This window comes from Dysgonomonas sp. HDW5B, from assembly GCF_011299335.1.
GTDB lineage: Bacteria > Bacteroidota > Bacteroidia > Bacteroidales > Dysgonomonadaceae > Dysgonomonas_A.
Genome location: NZ_CP049858.1, coordinates 3996040 through 4020380, shown reverse-complemented (window position 1 = coordinate 4020380; position 24341 = coordinate 3996040). Strand labels below are relative to the sequence as shown.

Below are 24341 nucleotides of genomic sequence, written 5' to 3'. Positions count from 1 at the left end.
ATATGTTTGTAGTAAATGGTCGGTTTTTAACCCAAAAACCAACAGGAGTTCATCGGTATGCTTTTGAGATATGCAATCAACTCTCTGAATTTGGTGTTGATTTTTACGTTGCTGTACCCAAAGAAATAAATCCGGACTACAAAATCAATTTTAAAACTGTTCAATGTGGGGCATTCAATGGTCATCTTTGGGAGCAAATTAGCTTACCTAAATATCTGAAACAGCAAGGAAACCCTTTGTTGTTAAGTTTCTCTGGTTGTGGACCTTTGAATTATTTGAATCAGATAATTACCATACATGATGTTTCGCATGAAAGGCATCCGGAATGGTTTTCTAAGAATTATTGCCGATTTTATGGGTATATGATGCCTCGGATAGGTAAAAAAGCTCATGCTATTATTACTGTGAGTGAATTTTCGAAGAAAGAAATTATAGAAACATTAAGTCTTCCATCAGAAAAAATTCATGTAATAAATTGTAGTATACCTTCTTATCATACAACAGAGAATGATCTTATAAGAGATAATTCTGATGAAAAGTATATTCTATCTGTTTCATCAATGGATCCCCGAAAGAATTTTATTCGTCTTGTAGAAGCTTTTAATAATATAGAGGATAAGTCTGTAAAATTATATATCATAGGAATGCAGTTTAAGGCGTTTAATACACCTGATATGAAGAAACTTAATAGCGAAAATGTTATTCTTACAGGCTATTTGGATGATGATTCTCTCCAAACAATGTATAAAAATGCTCTTTTTTCTGTATATCCATCCTTATATGAAGGTTTTGGTATTCCACCATTAGAATCTATGTCATATGGATGCCCTGTGATTGCATCTGACATACCTGCATTGAGAGAAGTCAACGGAGAAGCTGCTATGTATGCAAATCCTTTAGATATTGCAGATATGAGCCTTAAAATGGATTTGTTGATTCGTGATACTGAGTTACGAAATAAATTGAGCGAAAAGGGTAGGGAGCAGGTGAAAAAATATTCTTGGATTAAATCGACCCGACAAGTTTTAGACTTAGTAAAACAATATTCATAATCTACTTTAGTATGAAAATAGCGTTACTAATTCATGCACATACTAATCCCGATCAATTAGCCCGATTAGTATCTCGCTTAATGCATAAGAATATAGATATTTATATAAATATAGATGCAAAAGCTGATATAGAATTATTTAAAAAGAATATAGAAAATGTACATTTTCTAAATAATAGGGTAGAGGTCGTTTGGGGGCGTTTTTCTCAATTACAACAAATTCTCAATTCGTTTGCAGAGATTGTAAATACAAAAATTCCATATTCTCATATTTTATTTATTAGTGGGTTAGATTATCCGATTGTCCCCATGTCTGAAATTGTCGATTTTTTGCATAGCAATCAAGGTAAAAGTTATATCGATTATTTTAAACTGGGAAGTGATAACTGGTCTAATTTAATGAAAAAACGTTTTGAATATTGGTTCTTTCTCCCGGAAAGAGATATTCGAAATAATCGCATTATAAAGAAAATTCTTCAAAAACTAGGGTTTAAACGTAAGTATCCATTTAATGATGCATATTATGGCTCGTGCTGGTTTACCTTATCAATAGAGGCTGTAAAATATTTACTTGATTATACAGAAAAGAATCCGAAAGTAATAGATTTCTTTAAGCATGCAGGATGTTCGGATGAATTATATATTCAATCAGTATTATTAAATTCGCCTTTGAATAAGGATATGGTTAATGAAATTTACAGATTTTTTGATTGGGGTGATAAAGGTAAAAGTCCAAAGATATTAGTGTCTGATGATTTTCCCAAAATAGCCTCTTCTAATGCATGGTTTGCCCGTAAATTAGATATAAATATTGATACTCAATTGATGGATAAACTTGATCAACTAAATGCAAAACAATGAGCCAAGATAAAGTGTCGGTTGTAACCGTTGTATATAATGCAGTGTCTATCATTGAAGAAACTATAAAGAGTGTATTATCTCAAACATATAGTAATCTCGAATATATTGTTATTGATGGGGGTTCTTCGGATGGTACAATAGATGTGATCCGAAAGTACGAAGATCGTATATCAATATTTATTAGTGAGCCTGATAAGGGAATTTACGATGCCATGAATAAAGGTATTGATAAATCTACCGGCAATTGGATTAATTTTATGAATGCCGGAGACTTCTTTTATTCGACTTCTTCTGTCTCAGAGATTTTTGATATACCTGAGGACGATTATTCTAAATATGCAGCAGTATATGGTGATGCTGAATATCGTTTGAAATCATTTTCTTATATCAGACAAGGGTATGAGTGTGATAGAGACCATTTTATGCCATTCTCGCATCAGGCAGCTTTTGCCAGAGCAGATATTGCTAAAAAGAATAAGTTTAATCTGAAATACAAGATAGCTGCTGATACTGAATTTTTTTTACGTCTCAACAGAGAGGGTTACCAGTTAAAACATGTGTCAGTAATTGTGTGCTCCTATGATGCTTCGGTTGGTATAAGCATGAATAGTGAGGTTAAGCATGCAAAAGAATTTGTAGAGATGCAGATAGAATATGGTGCTCCTAAAGATTCTCCTTATTTCAAGAAGTATATTAGAAGTGCTTATATAAGGCAGTATATGAGACGTTTGATCCCTCATTCTATATGGGAACGAATGAGAGAAAATAAAATAAAGAAACAATCAGACATAATAATAAAAGAGATCTAATTTAGATCTCTTTTATTATTTTATTACTTAGATGAACAAATAAGGTCTGAATCCTATCTTTTCTCTCTTTCGTCTATTTCTTCATACATTCGATCATTCTTTGGGCGAATAAAAAGTCGGAGTGATACATCGTAAGTTATATAACTCCATACCCAGTCAATAAATACTGAAACTTTATTTTTGATACCTACAATGGAAAGAATGTGTACCCATAACCATAACCACCATGCGACAGTTCCTCCAAAATGAAGCTTCCATATATCAGCTACAGCAGCATTTCTTCCGATTGTAGCCAAAGAGCCTTTGTCTTTATATTCGAATTTCTCCTTTTTAGTATAACCTTTAGCTTCTTGGTTCAAATTATTAGCCAAGTTAGTGGCCATTTGCATAGCTACCTGAGCTACTTGTGGATGTCCTTTAGGAGAATGGTTAGAGATTAATAAGCATGTATCTCCAATTGAATATATGCTATCATGTCCGATAACTGCATTGTATTGGTCTACAAGAATACGTCCTCTGTTATAGGATTCTTCTTTAAGCCCAAGCAGACTATTGGGTTTTACTCCACCTACCCAAAATACATTATGAGTACGCAGGGTTTCGCCATTCGATAATTCTACATAAGGCTTGTTGTAATCTTTTACAGATATATTTTGATGTATGATGACACCTCTTTTTCGTAGTGTTTCTTCTGCTTTAGCCGATGCTTCTTCTGACATTGCGAATAACAGACGGGGGGATGCGTCTACCAAGTGAATTTCCATCTTGTTAAAGTCAAGCTCCGGATAATCTTTAGGTAATATTGTTTTTTTCATATCAGCCAAAGCTCCCGATAGTTCAACTCCCGTGGCTCCACCTCCAACTATAACAAAAGTCAGTAATTCACGCACTTTTTCATCTGTTCTGGCACTTAAAGCTTTCTCGAAGCTAAATAAAATTCTATTTCTGGCAAGTAACGATTCGGAAATAGATTTCATTGCATAGGTCGAATCTTTCAGGCTGTCATTTCCAAAATAATTAGTATCACAACCCGTAGCTATTATCAAGTAATCATACGTAATAGAACCGATACTTGTTTCGAGTATCTTTTCATCGGGAAGAACTTGTTTAGCTAGGCAGGTTCTAAAATGAAAGTCTTTCTTTTTTTGGAATGTTTTTCTATGCGGATAAGATATAGAACTAGGTTCCAAACCTCCTGTTGCTACCTGATAAAGAAGTGGTTGAAATTGATAATAGCTTACTTTATCAATTAAAACTACCTGATAATAAGCCGAGTCTACTTTGCGAGCGATTTCTAATCCTGCAAAGCCACCTCCAATTATTACAATTCTTTTCTTTGATTTACAGTCCGGTATATTGGCTATTGCTTCCATTTATTTTATAGTTAAGTGAGTATATACTATTTATAATAAATGAGTCATATTAATGCTTATTAAGCTTCTTTCTTACTTTTGGCTCTTTCTCTTATTAGTTCAACAATAGCGGGTACAATAGATAAAAATATGATAGCTACCATTAGCAATTTAAGATTTTGCTGCACCCATTCGATAGTACCTACGAAATAACCTAAAAGAGTAAATAACACAACCCATATAACACCTCCTATAACATTAAAGGCTGCAAAATGTTTATAGCCCATATGTCCCATTCCTGCTACAAATGGAGCGAACGTACGTACAATTGGTACAAAGCGTGCCAGGATTATAGTTTTGCCTCCATGCTTTTCGTAAAATTGGTGGGTTTTTTCCAGATAGCTTTGCTTAAATATTTTAGAATCGGGATTGCTAAAGAGTTTTTCCCCAAAGAAACGACCTATCGTATAATTTACTCCATCCCCTAATATAGCGGCAGTAATGAGTATGATATTTAATATGATAATGTTAAAATCACCCGTAACATTAGATGCTGCTAATGCTCCGGCTACAAAAAGAAGAGAATCTCCTGGTAAAAAGGGGGTTACTACTAATCCCGTCTCACAAAAGATGATTAAAAAAAGAATAGCATATACCCATACGCCATAATTTTCAACTAGTTCTAATAAGTGTCTGTCGATGTGAAGGATAAAATCGATAATAAAGTGTATAAATTCCATTGATTAAGTAGTATAAACAACATCAATATTAATGTGGAACAAAGGTATTGCTTTTTTATCGTTAATAAAATAGTATTGAAGGCTAAAATACAGTTATATTATGCTTTATGAATAATCAAAGTGGCTTATATTGTCGTGAATAGCTATATTAGAAAGATCTGAATACAATCAAACGACCAGTGGTGTCTATTGTAAATGTGTCCGATTCTGCCTCATTTAGTGTGGCTTGCCACCAATTAGTAAAGATCCTGTTTTGTATCGGATATTTTAATTTATCAGTTGTTACTTCACAAGGTGAAATGCTGAATAATGAAATCTGTTGTCCCGGATATGCTTCAAAAACACAGGGAGTATTAATGGCATTAAATACACCATGGTTTGTGATCATACATATGTCATCAATATATTCTATATAATCGGTCAATAAACCAATATTTGCGATAGAATGATCTTCTCTTTTACCTGTACCTCCGAGAATTATTAAATTCTTTTTACCTTGTTCGATGCAATATTGTACTGATTTTGTCAGATCATTAGTTTCTTGTTCTTTTATCTGAATAATAAGGTCTTGGTATTTTAGTTTATTTTCATCGGATAATGAATCACAATCGCCTACAATGGCTTGTGGTTTAATTTGTGTATGAGATAGGCTATTTATGGCTCCATCACAGCATACTATATAGTTATTATTGTTTAAGATAGACAGAGCTATTTCATGAGTTGGAAACTCTCCATTAGCTAGTATTACAGCTTCTGTTTTGGTTTCTACGGTAGGGTATTTAAATATCTTCATTTATTTATTTGGGTTACCATTTTTCTCCATTTTATATATCCGAATACAGATACTATGCTGTATATAAGATACATAATAGATGTCGGATATAGGTCTTGATATAAGTATAAAAAAACAGATACGATGTTAATAACAATGAGTAATAACCATTGTTCAATATATTTCTGTGCCAGCATCCACATAGCTACAATGCTGATTGTAGTGACAAAACTGTCTCCATATACAACTTGGCTATCAGTATATCGTTGCAAAATAAATACAATTATACCAAAGATCACAATAGATGCTATACTGAGAGGTAAAAACAGTCGGGTAGGGGCATGGCATAAGCCGATATCAGTATTTTCTTCCGAGTTAGTATTAATGGCTTTATGCCACTTTATCCAACCATATACTCCTGCTAGTATATAGTATATATTTATGCAAGCAAAAGCATAAAAGGTTGCATGTATAAATACGAAGGTGTAGAATGAAGACATAATAATACCTGCCGGCCACATTTTGAGATCTGCTTTATATTCATAATAGAGATATAGGAGCCCAAAAATGGCTCCTACAATCTCTACCCAGTTTATTTTAATAAAATTTACTATTATTTCCATCTGTTTTATTAGAATCTGATACCCAGTTTTGCCATTATATTGTGTGTAGCTTGTGGAAACAGGCCCGTGTACACCAATTGTGTATTATCTTTAAATTTATCCGTTGATACCCAAGCATTGGCTACATATTCTTTATTAAATATATTATTGACAAAGAATTGAAGATTTATTTCTCCTATTTTTTGAGTGTTGAATGTATAACTTGCCGCAAAGTTACTCACAAAATAGTCTGTTAATTGATTTTCGGAGTTAGAAGTATTGTCATAATACTGTTTTCCTACATATTTACCAATAAGTGCTAATGTCAGAGTTTTATAGGGAGTAACAGTTACAGTACCACTGCTTATAACATTAGGAGAGAATGAAATGTCGGTTGATTTAAAGTGCTCTGAGGTCTGACCGACAAAATTATAATCTGTTTGATTATCATATAAATCAAAATAAGCTGTATAGTCTTTTATCTTATTTCTGCTTATAGTAACATTTGCATCTAATCGTACCCATTTTGCAAACTGATATGCACCAATAAGCTCTAATCCCAGACGATAACTGTCAGGTACATTTTCCATCAACTTATATCCTACGTCATTTAGTTTTCCTGTTTGCACCATTTGATCCTTGTATTTCATATAATAGATATTTGCATTGAAGGAAGCCTCTTTTGAAGCGTATCTATAACCTAATTCATAATCAAGCATCTGTTCTGGTTTAATGCGCTGATAGCTGCCTCCCTTGTATGATTCCTTTATATCGGTGCGAAGAGGTTCACGTTGAGCAAAAGAAAGAGAAGCATAAATATCGTTTTTAGCATCGAAATTATAAGAAACTCCTCCTTTCGGATTAAAGAAACTAAAGTAATTATTATTAGTTATATCTTCTAAATCATCATCAATACCTTTCATTCTGTAATCGATATAGCGATATTGAAGATCTCCAAAAATAGAGAATGCGTCTGTAACCCTGTAAGTACCTTTGGTGAATATATTAAATTCTTTTTTATTTGCATCGTTCATATACCATTCGTAATTAGACGGTATATTTTGATTGAGTTTAGCCCATTTAAGCTCGCCATAGTGATCTCCGGCATAGGAAGACAGCATAACTCCTCCAATAAGATTTAATCGATCTGTAGCATAGCTTAAAGTGATATTCCCCGTATAAAAATTATTCTTCATTAATTTACGTCTGATAATATCTGAAGACTTATATAATGAATCGTTTACCAATTGTGGGGTTAAACCAAACTTGGAAAATTTCTGATTCATTTTATAATTCTCGTAATAGCCATACCCATGATTGTAATTTAATCCAATGTTTAAAGACAATTGTTCTGATAAAGCATTTGAGTATGTAAACTGTACTATATTGGAATAATAATTATCAGTTTCGTTATCATAATAGTGCACATTTCCCGCACTGTCATAGAATCGACCTGCCGGATTGTATCTGCGATCAATTTTCATCTGTTCAGGGCTAATACCTTCCCATGTTATCCCTGTATGCTGAATACCATTGATATAGCTCAGTTTAAATAACTGATTGTCGTTATAATAAGATAATGCTGCATATGCAGATCTGTGGTTTACACTACCATTTCTGATATATCCATCTCCTGTTACACGAGAATATCTGGCATCAAAAGAAAGTCCATTCTTTAGAATTCCGCTTCCTGCTGCAATAGTAGAAGTAAAAGTATTATAACTTCCAATAGCTGTTGATGCTTCACCATATGCTTCAGGTTTTGCTCCTTGACTTTTTAATGATATACTAGCTCCAAATGCCGCGGAACCATTAGTTGATGACCCTACACCGCGTTGAACTTGGATACTTTGCAGAGAATTGGATATGTCAGGGATATTTACCCAATATACTTCCTGACTTTCAGGGTTATTTAAAGGCATGCCATTTAGGGTGACATTGATACGAGTAGCATCTGTTCCCCTTATGCGAAGAGAGGTGTTACCAACACCCGAACCATCTTCTGAAAAAGCAACTACTGAAGGCATGGTTTCTAGAATATAAGGAATATTCCTTGCTGCATTATTTTCTTTAATTTGTACAGCACTCATATTTGAAAATGCAATTGGAGCACGTCCACTAACTCGTGTGGCTGATACAATAATCTCGCTGAGATTCACTTGTTTTAGACTGTCAGGTATTTCTTCTGAAAAGATAGAAATACTGGTGAGAAAAGCTGTAAGAGATATTATTTCCTTTTTCATTTAAATAATGATGGTTAACGATAAAAAAGCAGAGCTATTTTATCTAATTTGTTAAATAAAAAAGGGGATAGGAGAGTGTACCTTTATTTTGAAGTAGTATGCAGTGCGCGCTAAAAGCATATCTATTTCCCTCCGCCGGCATTATCCGGATCAGGTTATACGGGTATAATCTCAGCCTTGTGGGCACCCCTAGATCAGGAGGCAAAGATATGAAAGAAAAGATATAAATCAGACAAGTTTATGTTAAATGTCGTAGGAAAATAGGATAGGGGGGATAAAAAGAAAGCTCCTATAACTAGGAGCTTTCTTTTTAATATATTGTTGACTTATAATTAGTAACGAGCACTAACAACATCCCAATTGATGATTTTCCAAACCTCTGCTAAGTGGTCAGCACGACGATTTTGATAGTCAAGGTAATAAGCATGTTCCCATACATCAATACCTAAGATTGGAGTTAGACCTTTTACAACAGGGTTACTGCCATTAGGTTCTTTCTCGATCGAAAGTTTACCACTGGCATCTTTAGCTAACCAAACCCAACCTGAACCAAATAAACCAGCACCAGCTGTATTGAATTCTTTTTGGAAATTCTCGAATGAACCAAATTGGGCAGTAATTGCTTCAGCTAATTTTCCTTTTGGAGAACCACCTTTACCAGGGTTTGTAAATGAAGCAAAATAAAGATCATGATTCAAAATTTGACCTGCATTATTAAATATAGCTCCATCGCTTTCTTTAATGATCGTAATTAGGTCTGAATTCTCAAATTTAGTTCCCGGTACTAAATTATTCAGATTATTTACATACGTTTGAAGATGTTTACCATAATGTAGTTCTACAGTTTGTTGACTGATAACTGGCTCTAAGGCATTTGTTGCATATGGCAACTTAGGCATTTCAAATTTCATAGCTTTTATACTTTTATTATCGTTATTATTATTTGTTTGATCTTCTACGTTTAAATTTAAACTAAGCAAAGTAATTAGAAAGTAAGATATAATCGTAGTCATAAACTTGTTGTTTTTAATTAAGCGTTATACAAATAAAACAAAACTAAATGATATTTGTTTCAAATCTGCTCTGTTATTTATATAGATTGTTTCTAAGTCTGTATTGATGGGGTATATTCTTTAACATAAATCTTTAGTTGACTTAATGTTGTAAACCCGTTTTGGCTTTTCTTTATTAGAATATCTAAAAGCATAATTAAACATAATGGTAATTATATAACATTTAGCATTGGGATTTATGAGATCCGATTTACTATATATACTTAAGCAAAAAAAGAGGCTACCCGAAAGATAGCCTCTTTATAAAGATATTATATTCTTTTTTGAATTTAATATTTATATTTCTCAAGTTCAGCACTTACAGCTTCGTATTCTTTCTCCATATTTAGATTATAGTATACGTTTTGTAATTTTACTAGCATTGATTTGATTTCTTGTTCGTCTGCTTTGCGACCTTCCAATGATGATTTATATTTCTCCAATAAAGGAAATGCTTTGTTGTATAGATCTTTAGCCTTGTCATCAAGTTCAGCTCTTTCTTTTGCTGTAGAAACGTTTCCTGCTTCTTCTTTCAAGTTTTGTGCTTGAACAATATAGGAAACAGCTAAACCTTCTAAGGCTCTTTCACAAGCAGCATCTTTACTTAGAGCAGCCTGATAAGTAGCATCAGCAGTAGCAAAATCTTTCTTTTCTGCAAATAATGAAGCTTTTACACTATACATGTCGCATGCTCCTTCGGGATTATTGGCAATAGCTTTATCTAAATATGCTATAGCTTGTTCCGATTTCCCGGCCTTGATATATTGATTTATCAAGTTTGGAACAAAATATTTATTTTCAGGGAATTTAGCAGCTGCAAGTTCCAACGTTTTTACAAAGTTTACGCTGTCCTTAGTATTTTCATATTCGCTAGCTAAAAGCTCATATACATCACTTTCTTTGTAAGTACTATTAGGTGTAAATGGTTCAGAAAGGATTCTACTTAATAATTGAATAGCTCTTTGATCTTCTTTAGCTTGAATAGCAGTGATAACAGCGTAATACTTAATAGTTTGGAATGTGCTATCATTTGTATTTATTTTGTCTTTATCATCAGCAAATACTTGTAAAGATGGTAATTCCCAATATTTTTCAAAAAATATAGATGCTTTGCCATAATCTTGCTTATCATTGTAATACACACCGCCATTGATGAAGAATGGATGATTCACTCTCAATGTTGTTGCTATATCTTTTCTGAATTTATTTTTCACTTTACCTTTTTCGTCAGGTATTTGTCCTAGTTCATCTGCTTTGATATAAGGAGCATACGAATTTAAGAGAGCGTCATACATAACATCTTCTTTAAATTCTTTTTGAAGCATTTGATTTGTTCTTTGAGCATCAAAGGCTTTATTTTCAATGTCTCCTGCTACTTTCCAAGTTTCAGCATCATTAGCTGTTTCCGGGTCTGTAAGTGCAGGTTTAATTAGTTCTCGAGCTTCAGTAAAATTGTTCGAGTTCATTTCACTCTTAGCATCTTTTACCGCCTTTTTTTGTGCAAAAGATAGTGCTACTACCATGCACAATGTTGCTGTCAAAAGTACTTTCTTCATCGTTTATTAAAGTTTTAATAATTATTATTCGGCAGAATTTTCTTCATTCGAAGATATATTGTTCTCATTATTTAATTCATCAGAGATTATTTCATCATCAACAATGATGTCTTCATCCTTCTCAGACATAACTTTACATACTGATGCAATCTGATCATTACGTTTACCTAAATTAATCAGTTTCACACCTTGTGTAGCACGTCCCATAACTCTCAGATTATCAACTTTTACTCGGATAGTTATTCCCGATTTATTAATAATCATCAAGTCATTCTCATCTGTAACATTGCTTATAGAAACAAGTTTACCAGTTTTCTCTGTAATGCTCATGGTTTTAACCCCTTTACCTCCACGGCTGGTGATACGATAAACAGGTTCTCCATCTTCGTCATTCAGTCTGGTACGTTTTCCATATCCTAACTCAGAGACCACCATTATAGTTTCTTCTGGAGCATCTTTAGACATAGCAATCATACCGATTACTTCATCTGTAGGATCTTCATCTATACGCATACCACGTACGCCGGTTGCTGTACGTCCCATTTCACGAACATCGGATTCATGGAAACGAATAGCTCTACCGTTACGATTTGCTATTAAGATTTCACTGTTACCATCAGTCAATAGTACTTCAATAACCTTATCATCTTCACGAATTGTTATGGCATTTACACCATTCTGACGAGGTCTAGAATATGCTGCAAGGCTTGTTTTCTTAATAACACCTTGTTTAGTACAGAATACAAGGAAATGGCTATTTACGAATTCAGTATCATTAAGACCTTTAATTCTAATAAATGCATTTACTTTATCTTCAGCCTCAATATTCAACATGTTTTGAATAGCTCTGCCCTTAGAGTTTTTACTGCCTTCAGGTATATCAAATACTCTTAGCCAATAACATCTACCTTTTTGAGTGAAGAACAACATATAGTTGTGCATAGATGCTGGATAGATATATTCAACAAAGTCCGTATCGCGTGTTTCTGAACCTTTAACTCCCACTCCACCTCTATGCTGAGCCTTAAATTCAGATAAAGGTGTACGTTTAATATATCCTAGGTGAGATATTGTTATAATCATCTCATCATCAGCATAGAAATCTTCCGGATTCATCTCAATATCCGAGTAAACGATCTCACTGCGACGATTATCTCCATATTTATCTCTTACTTCTACCAATTCATCTTTGATAACTTGCATACAAAGTGCTTCATCATTTAAGATGTTGTTAAGATACTCGATTAGTTTTTGTATCTCTGAATATTCACTGTGTAGTTTATCTTGCTCCAGTCCAGTTAATTGACGTAAACGCATCTCTACAATTGCACGAGATTGAATATCCGATAATTGGAATCGGTTGATTAATCCCTCGATTGCTTCTTGTGGAGATTTAGATCCACGTATGATAGCAATTACTTCATCAATATTATCAGATGCAATAATAAGCCCCTCCAAAATATGGGCTCTTTCCTGAGCTTTTAGAAGATCGTATTTTGTTCTGCGAATAACAACTTCATGCCTGTGTTCAACAAACAATGAAATCATATCCTTCAAATTCAACATTTGAGGACGACCTTTTACCAGAGCAATATTATTAACACTGAAAGAACTTTGTAGGGCGGTAAGTTTGTATAGTTTATTTAGTACGACATTCGCATTGGCATCTCTCTTAATATCAACAACAATACGCATCCCTGAACGGTCTGACTCATCATTGACATTACTGATACCATCAATTTTTTTATCTCCTACTAAATCGGCAATATGTTTAATTAACTCAGCTTTATTAACCTGATATGGAATTTCGGAAACAACAATTTTTTCATGGTTTCCATCCATTTCAATTTCAGCACGTCCACGCATAATAACACGTCCACGTCCTGTTTCAAAAGCATCTTTAACTCCTTGATAACCATAGATGAATCCACCTCCGGGAAAATCAGGAGCCTTCACATATTCCATCAATCCTTCAATATCAATCTCTCTGTTATCAATATAAGCAACAGTTGCATTGATGACTTCAGACATATTGTGAGGAGGCATATTAGTAGCCATACCTACAGCAATACCAGAAGCCCCATTTATCAATAAATTGGGAATACGCGTTGGTAAGACTGTGGGTTCTTTTAAAGTATCATCAAAGTTAAGCTGAAAGTCAACAGTATCTTTGTCGATATCTTTTAGCATTTCTTCTGCAAGTTTGCTAAGACGAGCTTCGGTATAACGCATAGCAGCAGGAGAATCTCCATCTACACTACCCATATTACCCTGACCATCAACTAACAAATAGCGCATACTCCATTCTTGAGCCATGCGGACCATGGCAAAATATACGGATGAATCACCATGCGGGTGGAACTTACCTAAGACTTCCCCTACAATTCTCGCAGATTTTTTATAAGGCTTATTGGATGTGTTCCCTAATTCGCTCATACCGAAAAGAATACGGCGGTGTACAGGTTTAAATCCATCTCTAACATCGGGTAAAGCACGACCTACAATCACAGACATTGAATAATCAATGTATGCCGATTTCATTTCGTCCTCGATGTTAATTCTAATAATTCTATCTTCCTGATCTATCATTAAAGATAAGTTTTAATATAATATTTTTTTATTTGTTTCCTTTTATTGCTAAAGCCTTACTGACTTTAAAAACCCTGCTAAATTACAAAAAAACTTTCAATTTTGGAAACATTTCCACACAAAGTAAAGGTTCCGGATGAAGATTGTAATAAAAAAGAGAGGAGTCTTATATTGCTAAAAATAAGCAATATAAGACTCCTGTATATCTCAGAAGATAACTTAATGATTAAACTTCATCTTGTCCGTGGCAATTTTTGTATTTTTTGCCACTTCCACAGAAGCAAGGATCATTTCTACCTAACTTTTTCTCAACTCTTATCGGAGCTTGTTTAGGTTTTTTATTCTCTTCTTTTGGAGCTTGTTCTTCGTCTATATCTTCTTTTTCTGTTTTGTATTTGCTGAAGTCGGTCTTTTCTTCAACTTTAGCTTCCTGTACTTCTTCAGATTGGCGAACCGGTATTTGACCACGCATCAAAATAGCTACAGCTTTCTTATTGATACTGTCAACCATTGTTTTGAACAAACTGAAAGATTCAAGTTTGTAAATTAATAGTGGATCTTTTTGTTCATAACTTGCATTTTGTACCGAATGACGCAGTTCATCCATCTCACGCAAGTGTTCTTTCCATTGTTCGTCTATTGTATGTAGAAGAATTGATTTCTCGAATGATTTAATAACTCCTTTAGAACCTGTTTCGTAAGCCTCTTTCAAGTTACAAGTAACATTATAGATACGCTTACCGTCAGTAATTGGAATTAATATATTCTCGAAGTTTCCTCCTTGGTTCTCATATACATCTTTAATTACAGGATTAGCAATTTCTGCCAGTCTGTCCATTCTGTGTTTAAAATTCTTCACAGCATGCTCATAAACGATATCTACAAGCTTATCGGGTCTTGCTGATCTGAATGTATCTTCATCAATAGGACATTCCATTGATAATACACGAAGTATTTCTATTTTCAGACCTTCATAGTCTTGACTTTCTGCGTATTGTTCTGTAATTGAGCTGGCAGAATCGAAAAGCATATTTATAATGTCTATGCCAATACGTTCTCCCATAAGGGCATGGCGGCGACGTTTGTAAATAACTTCACGTTGAGAGTTCATTACATCATCATATTCTAACAGACGTTTACGAATACCGAAGTTATTTTCTTCAACTTTCTTCTGAGCACGTTCAACCGATTTGCTCAACATGTTATGCTCGAGAACTTCACCTTCTTTGAATCCCATTCTGTCCATTAGACTGGCAATACGCTCAGTAGCAAATAAACGCATCAATTGGTCTTCCAATGAAACAAAGAATACAGATGAACCCGGGTCTCCCTGACGTCCGGCACGACCACGTAACTGACGGTCAACACGACGAGATTCGTGTCTTTCAGTACCTAAAATAGCTAAACCACCTGCAGCTTTAACTTCAGGGGAAAGCTTAATGTCGGTACCACGACCTGCCATATTTGTCGCAATTGTAACAGCACTAGTTTGTCCGGCTAGAGCTACAATTTCGGCTTCTCTCTGGTGTAACTTAGCATTCAGTACATTATGTTTGATTTTGCGTTGAGTAAGCATTCTACTCAATAATTCAGATATTTCTACAGAAGTTGTACCAACTAGAACAGGACGTCCTTTGGATGTAAGGTCTTCTACTTCTTGGATTACTGCTGCATATTTCTCACGTTTTGTCTTATAGATACGATCATTCATATCTTGACGAGATATAGGGCGATTGGTTGGAATTACCACAACATCTAGTTTGTAGATATCCCATAGCTCACCAGCTTCTGTTTCGGCAGTACCCGTCATACCTGACAGTTTATTGTACATACGGAAATAATTTTGCAGGGTAATAGTCGCAAAAGTCTGAGTAGCAGCTTCTACTTTTACTTGTTCTTTAGCTTCTATAGCTTGGTGTAATCCATCAGAATAGCGACGACCGTCCATAATACGACCGGTTTGCTCATCAACGATCATTACTTTGTTATCAATAACAACGTATTCATCGTCCTTTTCAAATAAAGTATATGCTTTAAGTAACTGATTAACTGTGTGAACACGCTCTGATTTGACACTGTAGTTTTGCATCAATTCATCTTTTTGTTCCGCTTTTTGCTCATCTGTGGTATTGGCATTTTCTATTTCAGCCATTTGAGCACCAATATCTGGAAGAACAAAGAAATGAGGGTCATCAGAATTACCGGTCAAAAGATCGATACCTTTATCTGTTAATTCGATGCTGTTATTTTTTTCATCAATAACGAAGTACAAATCATCAGTAACAATATGCATATTACGCATTTGTTCTGACATGTAGTGCTCTTCTGTTTTAAGCATTGCCGATTTAATACCGGGTTCACTTAAAAATTTGATAAGAGGTTTGTTTTTAGGTAAACCTTTATATGATCTGTATAACAATAGAGCTCCTTCTTCTTGTACTTTAGAATCAGAAGAAGACATTTTTGACTTAGCTTCAGCAAGAAGTTTTGTACAAAGATCTCTTTGTGTTTTTACGATAATTTCTACACGGGGGCGAAATTCGTCAAACATTTGAATCTCACCTTTAGGTATTGGTCCCGAAATGATAAGAGGTGTACGTGCATCATCAATTAATACAGAGTCAACCTCGTCGACAATCGCATAGTTATGCTTGCGTTGTACCAAGTCTGAAGAGCTGATAGCCATATTGTCACGAAGGTAGTCGAAGCCAAATTCGTTATTTGTTCCAAATGTAATATCTGCTTGATAAGCTTTGCGACGACCTTCTGAATTTGGTTGGTATTTATCTATACATTCAACAGATAAACCATTGAACATATATAGAGGTCCCATCCATTCCGAGTCACGTCGTGCCAAGTAGTCATTTACTGTTACCAAATGAACACCATTTCCGGTAAGAGCATTCAGGAAAACAGGAAGTGTACCCACTAAGGTTTTTCCTTCTCCGGTAGCCATCTCTGCAATTTTACCTTTATGAAGAACAACCCCTCCGAATAACTGTACATCATAATGGATCATATCCCAGGTAATTTCATTACCTCCGGCCATCCACCGGTTTTGATAAATTGCTTTATCTCCTTCAATGCGTACAAAGTCTTTTGTTTCTGCTAGTTCTCTATCAAAATCTGTTGCGGTAACTACAATTTCTTCATTTTGAGTAAAACGACGAGCAGTGTCTTTTACAATAGAAAATGCTTCCGGTAAAATTTGATCTAATACAGTTTCGTATTTATCGGTAACTTCTTTTTCTAATTTGTCTATTTGTGCCCAGATATCTTCTCTTTGGTCGATGTCAATATCTTCGATTCCTGATTTAAGTTCAGCTATTTTATTTTTTTCTGCTGAAACAAAATCTTGTATCGTTTTTTTAAGTTCTTCGGTTTTAGCTCTTAGTTCATCATTAGATAGAGCCTCTATAGCCGGGTATGCAGCTTTTATCTTTTCCACATAAGGTGTGATATGCTTTGCATCTCTTGTAGATTTATTGCCAAAAAGTTTGGCTAGAATGTCATTAAATCCCATATATATTGTTTGTTATTATTTTAAAAGTTTTTAATAGTGAGTTTCCTTTCTTAAAGGAACTCGGGTAATGGTTGGTCTTTAGCGGCATTAGGAGATCGTATACGTAAAATACGGCATACCGTTGGTGCTATTTCTGTTGCTTTAATTGTTCTTTTTATTTTCTCCGGTTTAATATTATAACCAAAGAAAATTGCGGGGCAAACTACAGCAGTCTCTCGTTGTATTTTTTTTAATGACGAGGGATTTTGCTCATCTATAATCTGATATCCGGGGCGAATCTGGATTATAATATCTCCTGAAATATCTTTGTCTAAGATATTTCGATAAGCCTGCATATTAGAGTCTGTCTTTCCTGTAAGAAGTCGTATAGATGTTGTTGCATCTTGTACTCCGGTGAATTGTACTACAAATTCGGCTGCTTTATTTTGAATTTCCTCTAAGCTGATATTTTTGCTTTCTATCAGTTTTCGGTTCAGATATATTTGTTGATTGTGATATTTCTCTACCCACTGTTCTTTACCATATATAGCCATGAGGTACATATTGAGTAAAGCCTCGCATCTGTTGGTATAGAATATACCTGCTGAAGACTGTACATTATCGGTACTAACTACATTGGAGCTATAGTATCCTGTAGAAGTAACAAAGATCAAAGTATTTTGTAGGCCAACAGTCTTTTCAACTTGATCCAATAATGTAGCTATTTCTCTGTCTAATCGAGCATATGTGTCTTGTATCTCGTATGAATATTCGCCATCGGATGATGCCGAGAAATTTCCTGCATAATATGTCAGAGCCAGAAAGTCAGGACGTGAGCGTTTTCCCATATCAGCTTTTTGCATCAATGTTATAGCTGTCTTGGTTATATTCTCGTTGACGAAAGGAGATTCTTTAAATAATTGGAATGAATTATCTGCTTTTAGTAATTTATTGCTAAAACTAACAGCTTCACTTCCATAGGGAAATAAATTATATCTGTCAGTGCTTAGTAACGGCTGCCAAACAAGTGTATTTATTCTGCTCGGATAGATATTCGATCTGTTTTCTTGTTCTACGCTCCAATCGAAGTCTTTAAAATAGGTCGATGTAGCCCATTTTCCGGAATAGTCTTCGATCCAATATGCTCCGTTAGCAGCATGTCCGGCAGAAATTAGTGCCTGAAACGAATTTGGAGCAAAACTATATATATCGGATCTTCCTTTAGATGCAATTTTCAGTTCATCGGTAATAGTTCCTACACGTAAAGCGGCAGGAGAAAGCTTTTCTTTGGTATAATTTCCAAGGAAAGCATTATCTTCAAAAATAGAAACTTCTGAATTTCTGTCAGGCAGAAAGCGTTTACTATAAATTATTCCGTGATGAGAAGGGTTTGTGCCTGTATATAGTGTGGCAATCGAGGAGGCTTCATTGAGATTTGGAAAATCAAATACCATATTCTGATATACCAAACCGTCATTTAATAGTCTTTTAAATCCTCTTTCAGAGAAAGTATGCTGAAATAGTTCGAGATAATCAGCCCGTAACTGGTCAATAGTTATGCCAATCACCAACTTTGGAGTTTCTCTCAAAGCTGTTTGCGATTGTATAGATGTCACTGTAAGTACAGCTACAAGGGATGTTATTATTCTTATCATTAAACTATCAAGCTAATCTTTTTATTCCTCTATAATTGTGTAATTTGTTTAATTATAGAGGAATAAGATTTTTTTATATTGTAATACATTCACTCCCGATCGTATACATAGGGAAAGGATGTATGGAATAAAAGCTAACTCCAGATACTGTGGTATCAAAAACCAAGCCAAAAGCAGCAGTATCAATGCTGCAAAGTTAATAAAATGATAGTAGTACACATATTTTGAGAGCAGTTTTATTAAAAAGAAAAATGCGAATAGTAATTGAAGTGGATTTAACCATATAATATTCCAGTTTGGATTGGTACAGGGGTGTGTAGAAAAGAACATCAGAAAGAATATAATACATCCGGCAATACCTGCTACAGCAAACAAAAAGGTATCGAATATCTTCCCAATTAAAATGTAATTTTTTTTATAGGATAATACTGAAATTATCAAAGTAAAAACTAATAATAAACAACCAATAGCAAAGGGGGGATCTATTAGTATAAATGTGTCATTTTTAGGAGAAATAGATATGTCCACTTGTTCAGATAAAAGAGAACGATTACTGTCATCTGCATTTTTTATGGTTGCCTGAGTATAAGCACTCATTAAATATAAAGGTAAAAAATCCTTTTGTCTATCTGTTATTTCTTTATCAGCACCAGCTCCAATAACTAAATCAATCCCAAAACGTATCCATGGTTTTGACCAAACGCATTCATGGACTAAGTCTCTGTATGTTTGCTTATTATTTGTTTGCTTATAGTGAATAATTCCTTCAATATTATTTTCGATTATATCTCTTGGACGAGTTGAGCAATTGTCATAGAAGTAGTTATATCTATAAACTCGATTTTCGGGTAAGCTATTTATAACTAAAGCATCAAATATCTTTTGTTTCTCTTTTTGGGTTATATTTAATGTTTGCTGAGTAACCCCAACTCCTCTTGATTTGTATTCCTCTATATATCTGTTGAAGTTTTCGGCTCCAACCATATAATCGGTTTCGCCTTTTATAAACCGAAGCATAAAATTAGGAGTATCAAAGCTGAATAATCCGTAATTAAATACAACATCAAATTGATTAACAGGGTCTTGTATTCTTATGGCGGTATGTCCGAATATAGCGTAAACCTCTTTATCCCAAGGGGAACTGGTTAATAAACTTATTTTAGCCGAATCAGAAAGCTGTACTTGTTGAGCATTTATATTAGCTATAAATGTTATTGAAGCAAGTACAATCAGGAATATTTTTCTTACCATGTTTTAAGGGGAGTATCTTTAGGAAGCTTACTTAAGTCTACTATTTTAGTAGCCTGATCAGCTTCATCTGTTCTATAATTAACTTCTATCTTATTTGTTGACATTTTTTTTATTAGACCACCTTTGTCAATCTGTTCGTCGGCAGCCCATTCCCATGTTGGAAAAGAATATAGGTTTACCCATCTTCCTTTTTTATAACTGATTATATAACATTCGTTTGTAGTTGAATAATCAGCCCAAGCCAATATGAATGAGATTTCATCACCTCCATCTCCATCCAAATCGCCTTCATTTTTTATATAATATAAACCGAAAAGTGGTGATGAGTTTGAAAAATACAATGTGTCGATCTTATTATTACTACATGTCATAAAGGATATAGGGGCAAGATCATATACTTTGCCAATAATACTATCAGCTAAATCAATATCACCATTTGAATGAGGAACAGGTACTTCTTTATTTAATGTTTTACTAAAATAGTGTTCATAAAGCGTATCTTTTATTCCATCACCATTAAAGTCTCCTGTTAGATATAGTAGTGTCGTATCATTTATAAAAGAATATTCTTGTATGGTATTATCCTCTAAAGTAACATTCTGAATAGTATCAGAATAGATAATTTTCTCTTTATAAGCTTGCTCTGATCTATTAGAGCAAGATGTTATAATGATAATTACCAATAATAAGAATAAAGGATATCTCATAATTGTGAAATTTGATTCAAAGATAATGCATATATCTATATGACAAACTTCTTAATTATATAAAAAATGAAGAGAAAAGATTAACAAAAGGAAATACATATAGATGAAGTCTCTTGATAAAAGTATATTTTTGTACATATAATTTATAAAAAAGAAAGTAACATGAAACATTTACTAATTGCTATTTGCTTATTTGCATCAGCTTTATTCGCTTGCGCTCAGCAAGAAATCATAGAATTACCTGCTCCAGTAAAAACAGGAGGTAAATCATTATTTGTAGCATTAAATGACAGACAATCATCAAGAGATTTTTCGGGAAAGGAATTGGACAATCAGACCTTGTCTAATTTGCTTTGGGCTACTAACGGATTTAATCGCCCAGACAAAAGAACAGCACCTTCGTCTCAAGATCGTCAGGAGATTGATGTGTATGTGATGTTTAAAGACGGTGTTTATTTTTATGATGCTAAAGAAAATAAACTAAAGTTGCATGTTAAAGGTGATTTAAGAGATGGTCTCGGTTCACAAGCGTATGTAAACGATGCTGCTGTAAATTTAGTATTTGTGGCTAATCTGGATAAAGCATCAAATAGAGAAGCTGCTTTTATTGATACAGGTTATATTTCTCAAAATGTATATCTTTTCTGTGCATCTGAAGGGTTGGGTACTGTTGCCAGAGGTTCATTCAGCAGAGCCAAATTACCTCCAGCTCTAAAATTGACTGATAAGCAGGACGTGACTTTAGTACAAGCTGTAGGATATCCTAAATAATTGATATATAAATGTATATAGAATAAAAAAGGTTGCTAATCAGCAACCTTTTTTATTTTTATCTTAATAAGTGTTTTGTTTACAGATGTTTATGATTTTAGTTGACCAACTAGATCATTAATATTTTTAATATTATGTTGATCCATGTATGCTAATATACCATCTAATACTTTAACTGATATAGTTGGATCAATAAAGTTATATGTTCCGATTTGAATAGCTGATGAACCGGCAAGTATAAATTCGATAGCGTCCTGCCATGATGATATACCTCCCATGCCTATTACAGGGATTTTTACGGCATTATATGTCTGCCAAACCATACGTAGTGCTATTGGCTTAACGCAAGGCCCTGATAAGCCTCCTGTGACTGTCGATAAAATAGTTTTTTGTTTATTTATGTCAATAGCCATTCCTAATAGTGTGTTGATCAAGGATACTGCATCAGCTCCTTCAGATTCAACGGCACGTGCTATCTCTGTAATATCGGTAACATTAGGAGATAGTTTGACTATTATTGTTTTGTCATATGCTTTTCTTACAGCCTTTACAACTTCTGCTGCCGAACAAGCCGAAGTTCCGAAAGCCATACCGCCTTCTTTTACATTCGGACAGGAGATATTCAATTCTATTCCGGGAACTTTATCCAAATGATTTAGTCTGGCTGCACATTCAGCATAATCTTCAAGGGTAGAACCTGATACATTAACTATGATATGAGTATCAAAATCTTTTATTTCGGGATAAATATTCGAAACAAAGTAGTCTACACCTTTATTCTGTAAGCCTACAGCATTAAGCATTCCTGAAGGGGTTTCTGCCATTCTCGGATAATCGTTGCCCTGACGATCATGTAATGTAGTTCCCTTTACACAGATTCCTCCAAGTTTCGATAAATCAATAAAATCCGCATATTCTTTTCCATAACCAAAAGTACCCGATGCTGTCATTACAGGGTTCTTAAGACTCAGGTTACCTATATTTACTCTTAGCTTATCCATTTCAATTCTTTAATATTGAACACCGGTCCTTCTGTACATACGCATACATTACCTCGTTGGGTATTTTCGATGCAGCAAAGACATACGCCAAAACCGCAAGCCATTGTGTTTTCTAGTGAAACCTCACAATTGATCTGCTTTTTATGAGCATAATTTGCCACAGCCATCATCATAGGCTTAGGTCCACAAGTATATATATGTGTAAAATTCTTTTTCTCTAAAACTGAATGATTAGTTACATAGCCTTTTTCGCCGTGGCTGGCATCTTCTGTAGTAGTATATACCTCTCCATATTTAGCAAATTCATCTAACTGGAGAAGATCTTCCGAAGATCGTGCTCCCAAGAGAAAGTTGGGCTTGAAGCCTTGTTGTTTTAACTGAGCCCCTAAATATAGCATAGGTGCAGTACCTACACCGCCACCAATCAATAAGAGTTCGCTATTCATATTTTCAGGCAATGTAAACGAATTTCCAAGAGGAAGTAACAAATTTACGATATCTCCTTTTTGATATTCAGCCATTCGCTTTGTGCCATCACCAATCTTTTGGATTAATAACCAAAGCTCATTTTTAGACTTATCTATAAAATTAACAGATATAGGACGTCTGAGAAAAGTAGTGGAACAATCAGCCACATGAACTTCTACAAATTGTCCGGGGTACATTTCTGGTAGTATAGCTCCATCAGTAGTTGATAATTTGAGAAGGCTATAATTTTGATTTAGCTGATCATTGTTGACAATAATCAAATCAAGCATTTTTTTCATTTGCACAAATTTTCTAAGATCTGAGACCTTTTTTATTGCTTTGGTTAGTATAAATTACTACAAGGATTAAAAATCACACAAAGTTAATCAAAACTTATGCTTTTTCAGAATAAAGGGTTTAAGAAAATTGTCATTGACCAGGAGTAAAAGCTTCAAAAGTATTATCAGTGTAATAAATTATTATCTGTTTAACTTTTTTTGAAGGGGCTTCTTTGTATATAATTCTTTCGTTTATAGCCGATTGTGGTTCTTTTTGATAGGTGTCAACTATATTTTCCTTGCGATATTTCAGATTTTCCGAGTCTTTGGTCGAATATACTGAATTCTCATTCTCTTGAGATAGTTGTGAAAATAAATCAGGTAAGCTATTCTGATTTTTGATATCACTATCACTGCTATGACTACTTATCTCACTTTTGTACATATTACCTGAACCAGTTAATAACCATTGTGAATCAATATCGGGCATTTGAGTAAGAATGCGGGTAATGACATCCAGGCTAGGATTGTTTCTACCATTTAATATATGAGAAATTACCGCTCTACCAATCTGTAGGCTATCGGCAAATCGGGCTGGAGTCATATTTTCCGATTCCATTATCTTTTTAATGCGCTCTTTCATACCTTATTTTATCTATAAGATGTAAACATATGTGATTATACAAATGTATAACAAATATTTCACAAAAATAAATAGTGGCTGTGTATATTTGTATACATATAGAATATCCATATGTAAATTAAAATTTATATATTATTGTATACAGAACTAAATTGTTATGAAGTATATATTTATATTATATATATAAAATATTAGTTATTATATTAATAAGTTATATAAAATTACTTCAGTTACTTATATACAAGTGGTAGTAAGGAATAAGAGCTTTTTTATTAAACTTATTATTTATTTTTATATATTTAATAGTCTAATCTATAGATATATAGTATTCATAAATTAACTATTCATTTTAGTTTACATTAGTGTAATTTACGTATGTATTTCTGATTTACATTAAAACAATACTATAAATTATTTAATCACATAAATACACGGTAT

General features: G+C 34.0%; 19 protein-coding genes and 1 riboswitch. Of the genes, 4 read left to right on the top strand and 15 right to left on the bottom strand.

What is annotated here, in order from left to right; all coding sequences use genetic code 11:
• The first annotated feature begins 2 nt into the window (after positions 1-2).
• The 3 genes from G7051_RS16380 to G7051_RS16370 are packed head-to-tail and all read left to right on the top strand — an operon-like array spanning position 3 to position 2721.
• Entirely contained in the window at positions 3-1052 is a 1050-nt protein-coding gene (locus G7051_RS16380; RefSeq protein WP_166201984.1) for a glycosyltransferase family 1 protein, read from the top strand.
• A gap of 11 nt (positions 1053-1063) precedes the next feature.
• A complete protein-coding gene (locus G7051_RS16375; protein ID WP_166201982.1) occupies positions 1064-1912 on the top strand; it encodes a beta-1,6-N-acetylglucosaminyltransferase in 849 nt (282 codons plus the stop codon).
• On the top strand, positions 1909-2721 hold the full coding sequence (locus G7051_RS16370; RefSeq protein ID WP_166201980.1) for a glycosyltransferase family 2 protein: 813 nt from the start codon (positions 1909-1911) through the stop codon (positions 2719-2721). The genes G7051_RS16375 and G7051_RS16370 overlap by 4 nt, the downstream gene beginning before the upstream one ends.
• Positions 2722-2774: 53 nt before the next feature.
• Here G7051_RS16370 and G7051_RS16365 read toward each other — a convergent pair whose 3' ends face one another.
• From G7051_RS16365 to G7051_RS16310, 12 genes are all read right to left on the bottom strand, one after another.
• Positions 2775-4094 (bottom strand): NAD(P)/FAD-dependent oxidoreductase, encoded by a 1320-nt coding sequence (locus G7051_RS16365; RefSeq protein WP_166117212.1) that lies wholly within the window; start codon positions 4092-4094, stop codon positions 2775-2777.
• A 59-nt stretch (positions 4095-4153) separates the two neighbouring features.
• On the bottom strand, positions 4154-4804 hold the full coding sequence (locus G7051_RS16360) for a DedA family protein (protein WP_221412948.1): 651 nt from the start codon (positions 4802-4804) through the stop codon (positions 4154-4156).
• 157 nt (positions 4805-4961) lie between these two features.
• Positions 4962-5606, bottom strand: a complete 645-nt coding sequence (locus tag G7051_RS16355) for a thiamine diphosphokinase (protein ID WP_166201975.1) — start codon at positions 5604-5606, stop codon at positions 4962-4964.
• The gene (gene pnuC / locus G7051_RS16350; RefSeq protein WP_166201973.1) at positions 5603-6208 is read right to left on the bottom strand and encodes a nicotinamide riboside transporter PnuC; all 606 of its coding nucleotides are present in this window, start codon (positions 6206-6208) and stop codon (positions 5603-5605) included. Before pnuC ends, G7051_RS16355 begins: the two co-directional genes overlap by 4 nt.
• 8 nt (positions 6209-6216) lie before the next feature.
• A complete protein-coding gene (locus G7051_RS16345) occupies positions 6217-8430 on the bottom strand; it encodes a TonB-dependent receptor (RefSeq protein ID WP_166201971.1) in 2214 nt (737 codons plus the stop codon).
• Between the two features lie 110 nt (positions 8431-8540).
• A riboswitch (TPP riboswitch) is annotated at positions 8541-8628 on the bottom strand.
• A gap of 134 nt (positions 8629-8762) precedes the next feature.
• The gene (locus G7051_RS16340; protein WP_166117753.1) at positions 8763-9341 is read right to left on the bottom strand and encodes a superoxide dismutase; all 579 of its coding nucleotides are present in this window, start codon (positions 9339-9341) and stop codon (positions 8763-8765) included.
• A gap of 431 nt (positions 9342-9772) precedes the next feature.
• Positions 9773-11038: a hypothetical protein gene (locus tag G7051_RS16335; protein WP_166201969.1), complete on the bottom strand. Its 1266-nt coding sequence runs from the start codon at positions 11036-11038 to the stop codon at positions 9773-9775.
• A 24-nt stretch (positions 11039-11062) separates the two neighbouring features.
• On the bottom strand, positions 11063-13627 hold the full coding sequence (gyrA, locus tag G7051_RS16330; RefSeq protein WP_166201967.1) for a DNA gyrase subunit A: 2565 nt from the start codon (positions 13625-13627) through the stop codon (positions 11063-11065).
• A 226-nt stretch (positions 13628-13853) separates the two neighbouring features.
• Entirely contained in the window at positions 13854-17150 is a 3297-nt protein-coding gene (secA, locus tag G7051_RS16325) for a preprotein translocase subunit SecA (RefSeq protein WP_166201965.1), read from the bottom strand.
• 50 nt (positions 17151-17200) lie between these two features.
• Positions 17201-18784 carry an alkaline phosphatase family protein gene (locus tag G7051_RS16320; RefSeq protein WP_166201963.1) on the bottom strand — a complete coding sequence of 528 codons (1584 nt, stop codon included), beginning with the start codon at positions 18782-18784 and terminating at the stop codon, positions 17201-17203.
• 48 nt (positions 18785-18832) lie between these two features.
• Entirely contained in the window at positions 18833-20035 is a 1203-nt protein-coding gene (locus tag G7051_RS16315) for a DUF4105 domain-containing protein (RefSeq protein ID WP_166201961.1), read from the bottom strand.
• The gene (locus G7051_RS16310; protein ID WP_166201958.1) at positions 20029-20742 is read right to left on the bottom strand and encodes a hypothetical protein; all 714 of its coding nucleotides are present in this window, start codon (positions 20740-20742) and stop codon (positions 20029-20031) included. The genes G7051_RS16315 and G7051_RS16310 overlap by 7 nt, the downstream gene beginning before the upstream one ends.
• Positions 20743-20904: 162 nt before the next feature.
• Between G7051_RS16310 and G7051_RS16305 the strand changes: the two genes are divergently transcribed.
• On the top strand, positions 20905-21513 hold the full coding sequence (locus tag G7051_RS16305) for a SagB/ThcOx family dehydrogenase (protein WP_166201956.1): 609 nt from the start codon (positions 20905-20907) through the stop codon (positions 21511-21513).
• An 89-nt stretch (positions 21514-21602) separates the two neighbouring features.
• Here the strand turns inward: G7051_RS16305 and G7051_RS16300 are convergent, their stop codons facing one another.
• From G7051_RS16300 to G7051_RS16290, 3 genes are all read right to left on the bottom strand, one after another.
• Positions 21603-22514 (bottom strand): dihydroorotate dehydrogenase, encoded by a 912-nt coding sequence (locus tag G7051_RS16300; RefSeq protein ID WP_166201954.1) that lies wholly within the window; start codon positions 22512-22514, stop codon positions 21603-21605.
• Positions 22502-23281 carry a dihydroorotate dehydrogenase electron transfer subunit gene (locus G7051_RS16295; RefSeq protein ID WP_166201952.1) on the bottom strand — a complete coding sequence of 260 codons (780 nt, stop codon included), beginning with the start codon at positions 23279-23281 and terminating at the stop codon, positions 22502-22504. The genes G7051_RS16300 and G7051_RS16295 overlap by 13 nt, the downstream gene beginning before the upstream one ends.
• Positions 23282-23411: 130 nt before the next feature.
• Positions 23412-23903 (bottom strand): helix-turn-helix transcriptional regulator, encoded by a 492-nt coding sequence (locus G7051_RS16290; RefSeq protein ID WP_166117189.1) that lies wholly within the window; start codon positions 23901-23903, stop codon positions 23412-23414.
• Positions 23904-24341 lie beyond the last annotated feature (438 nt).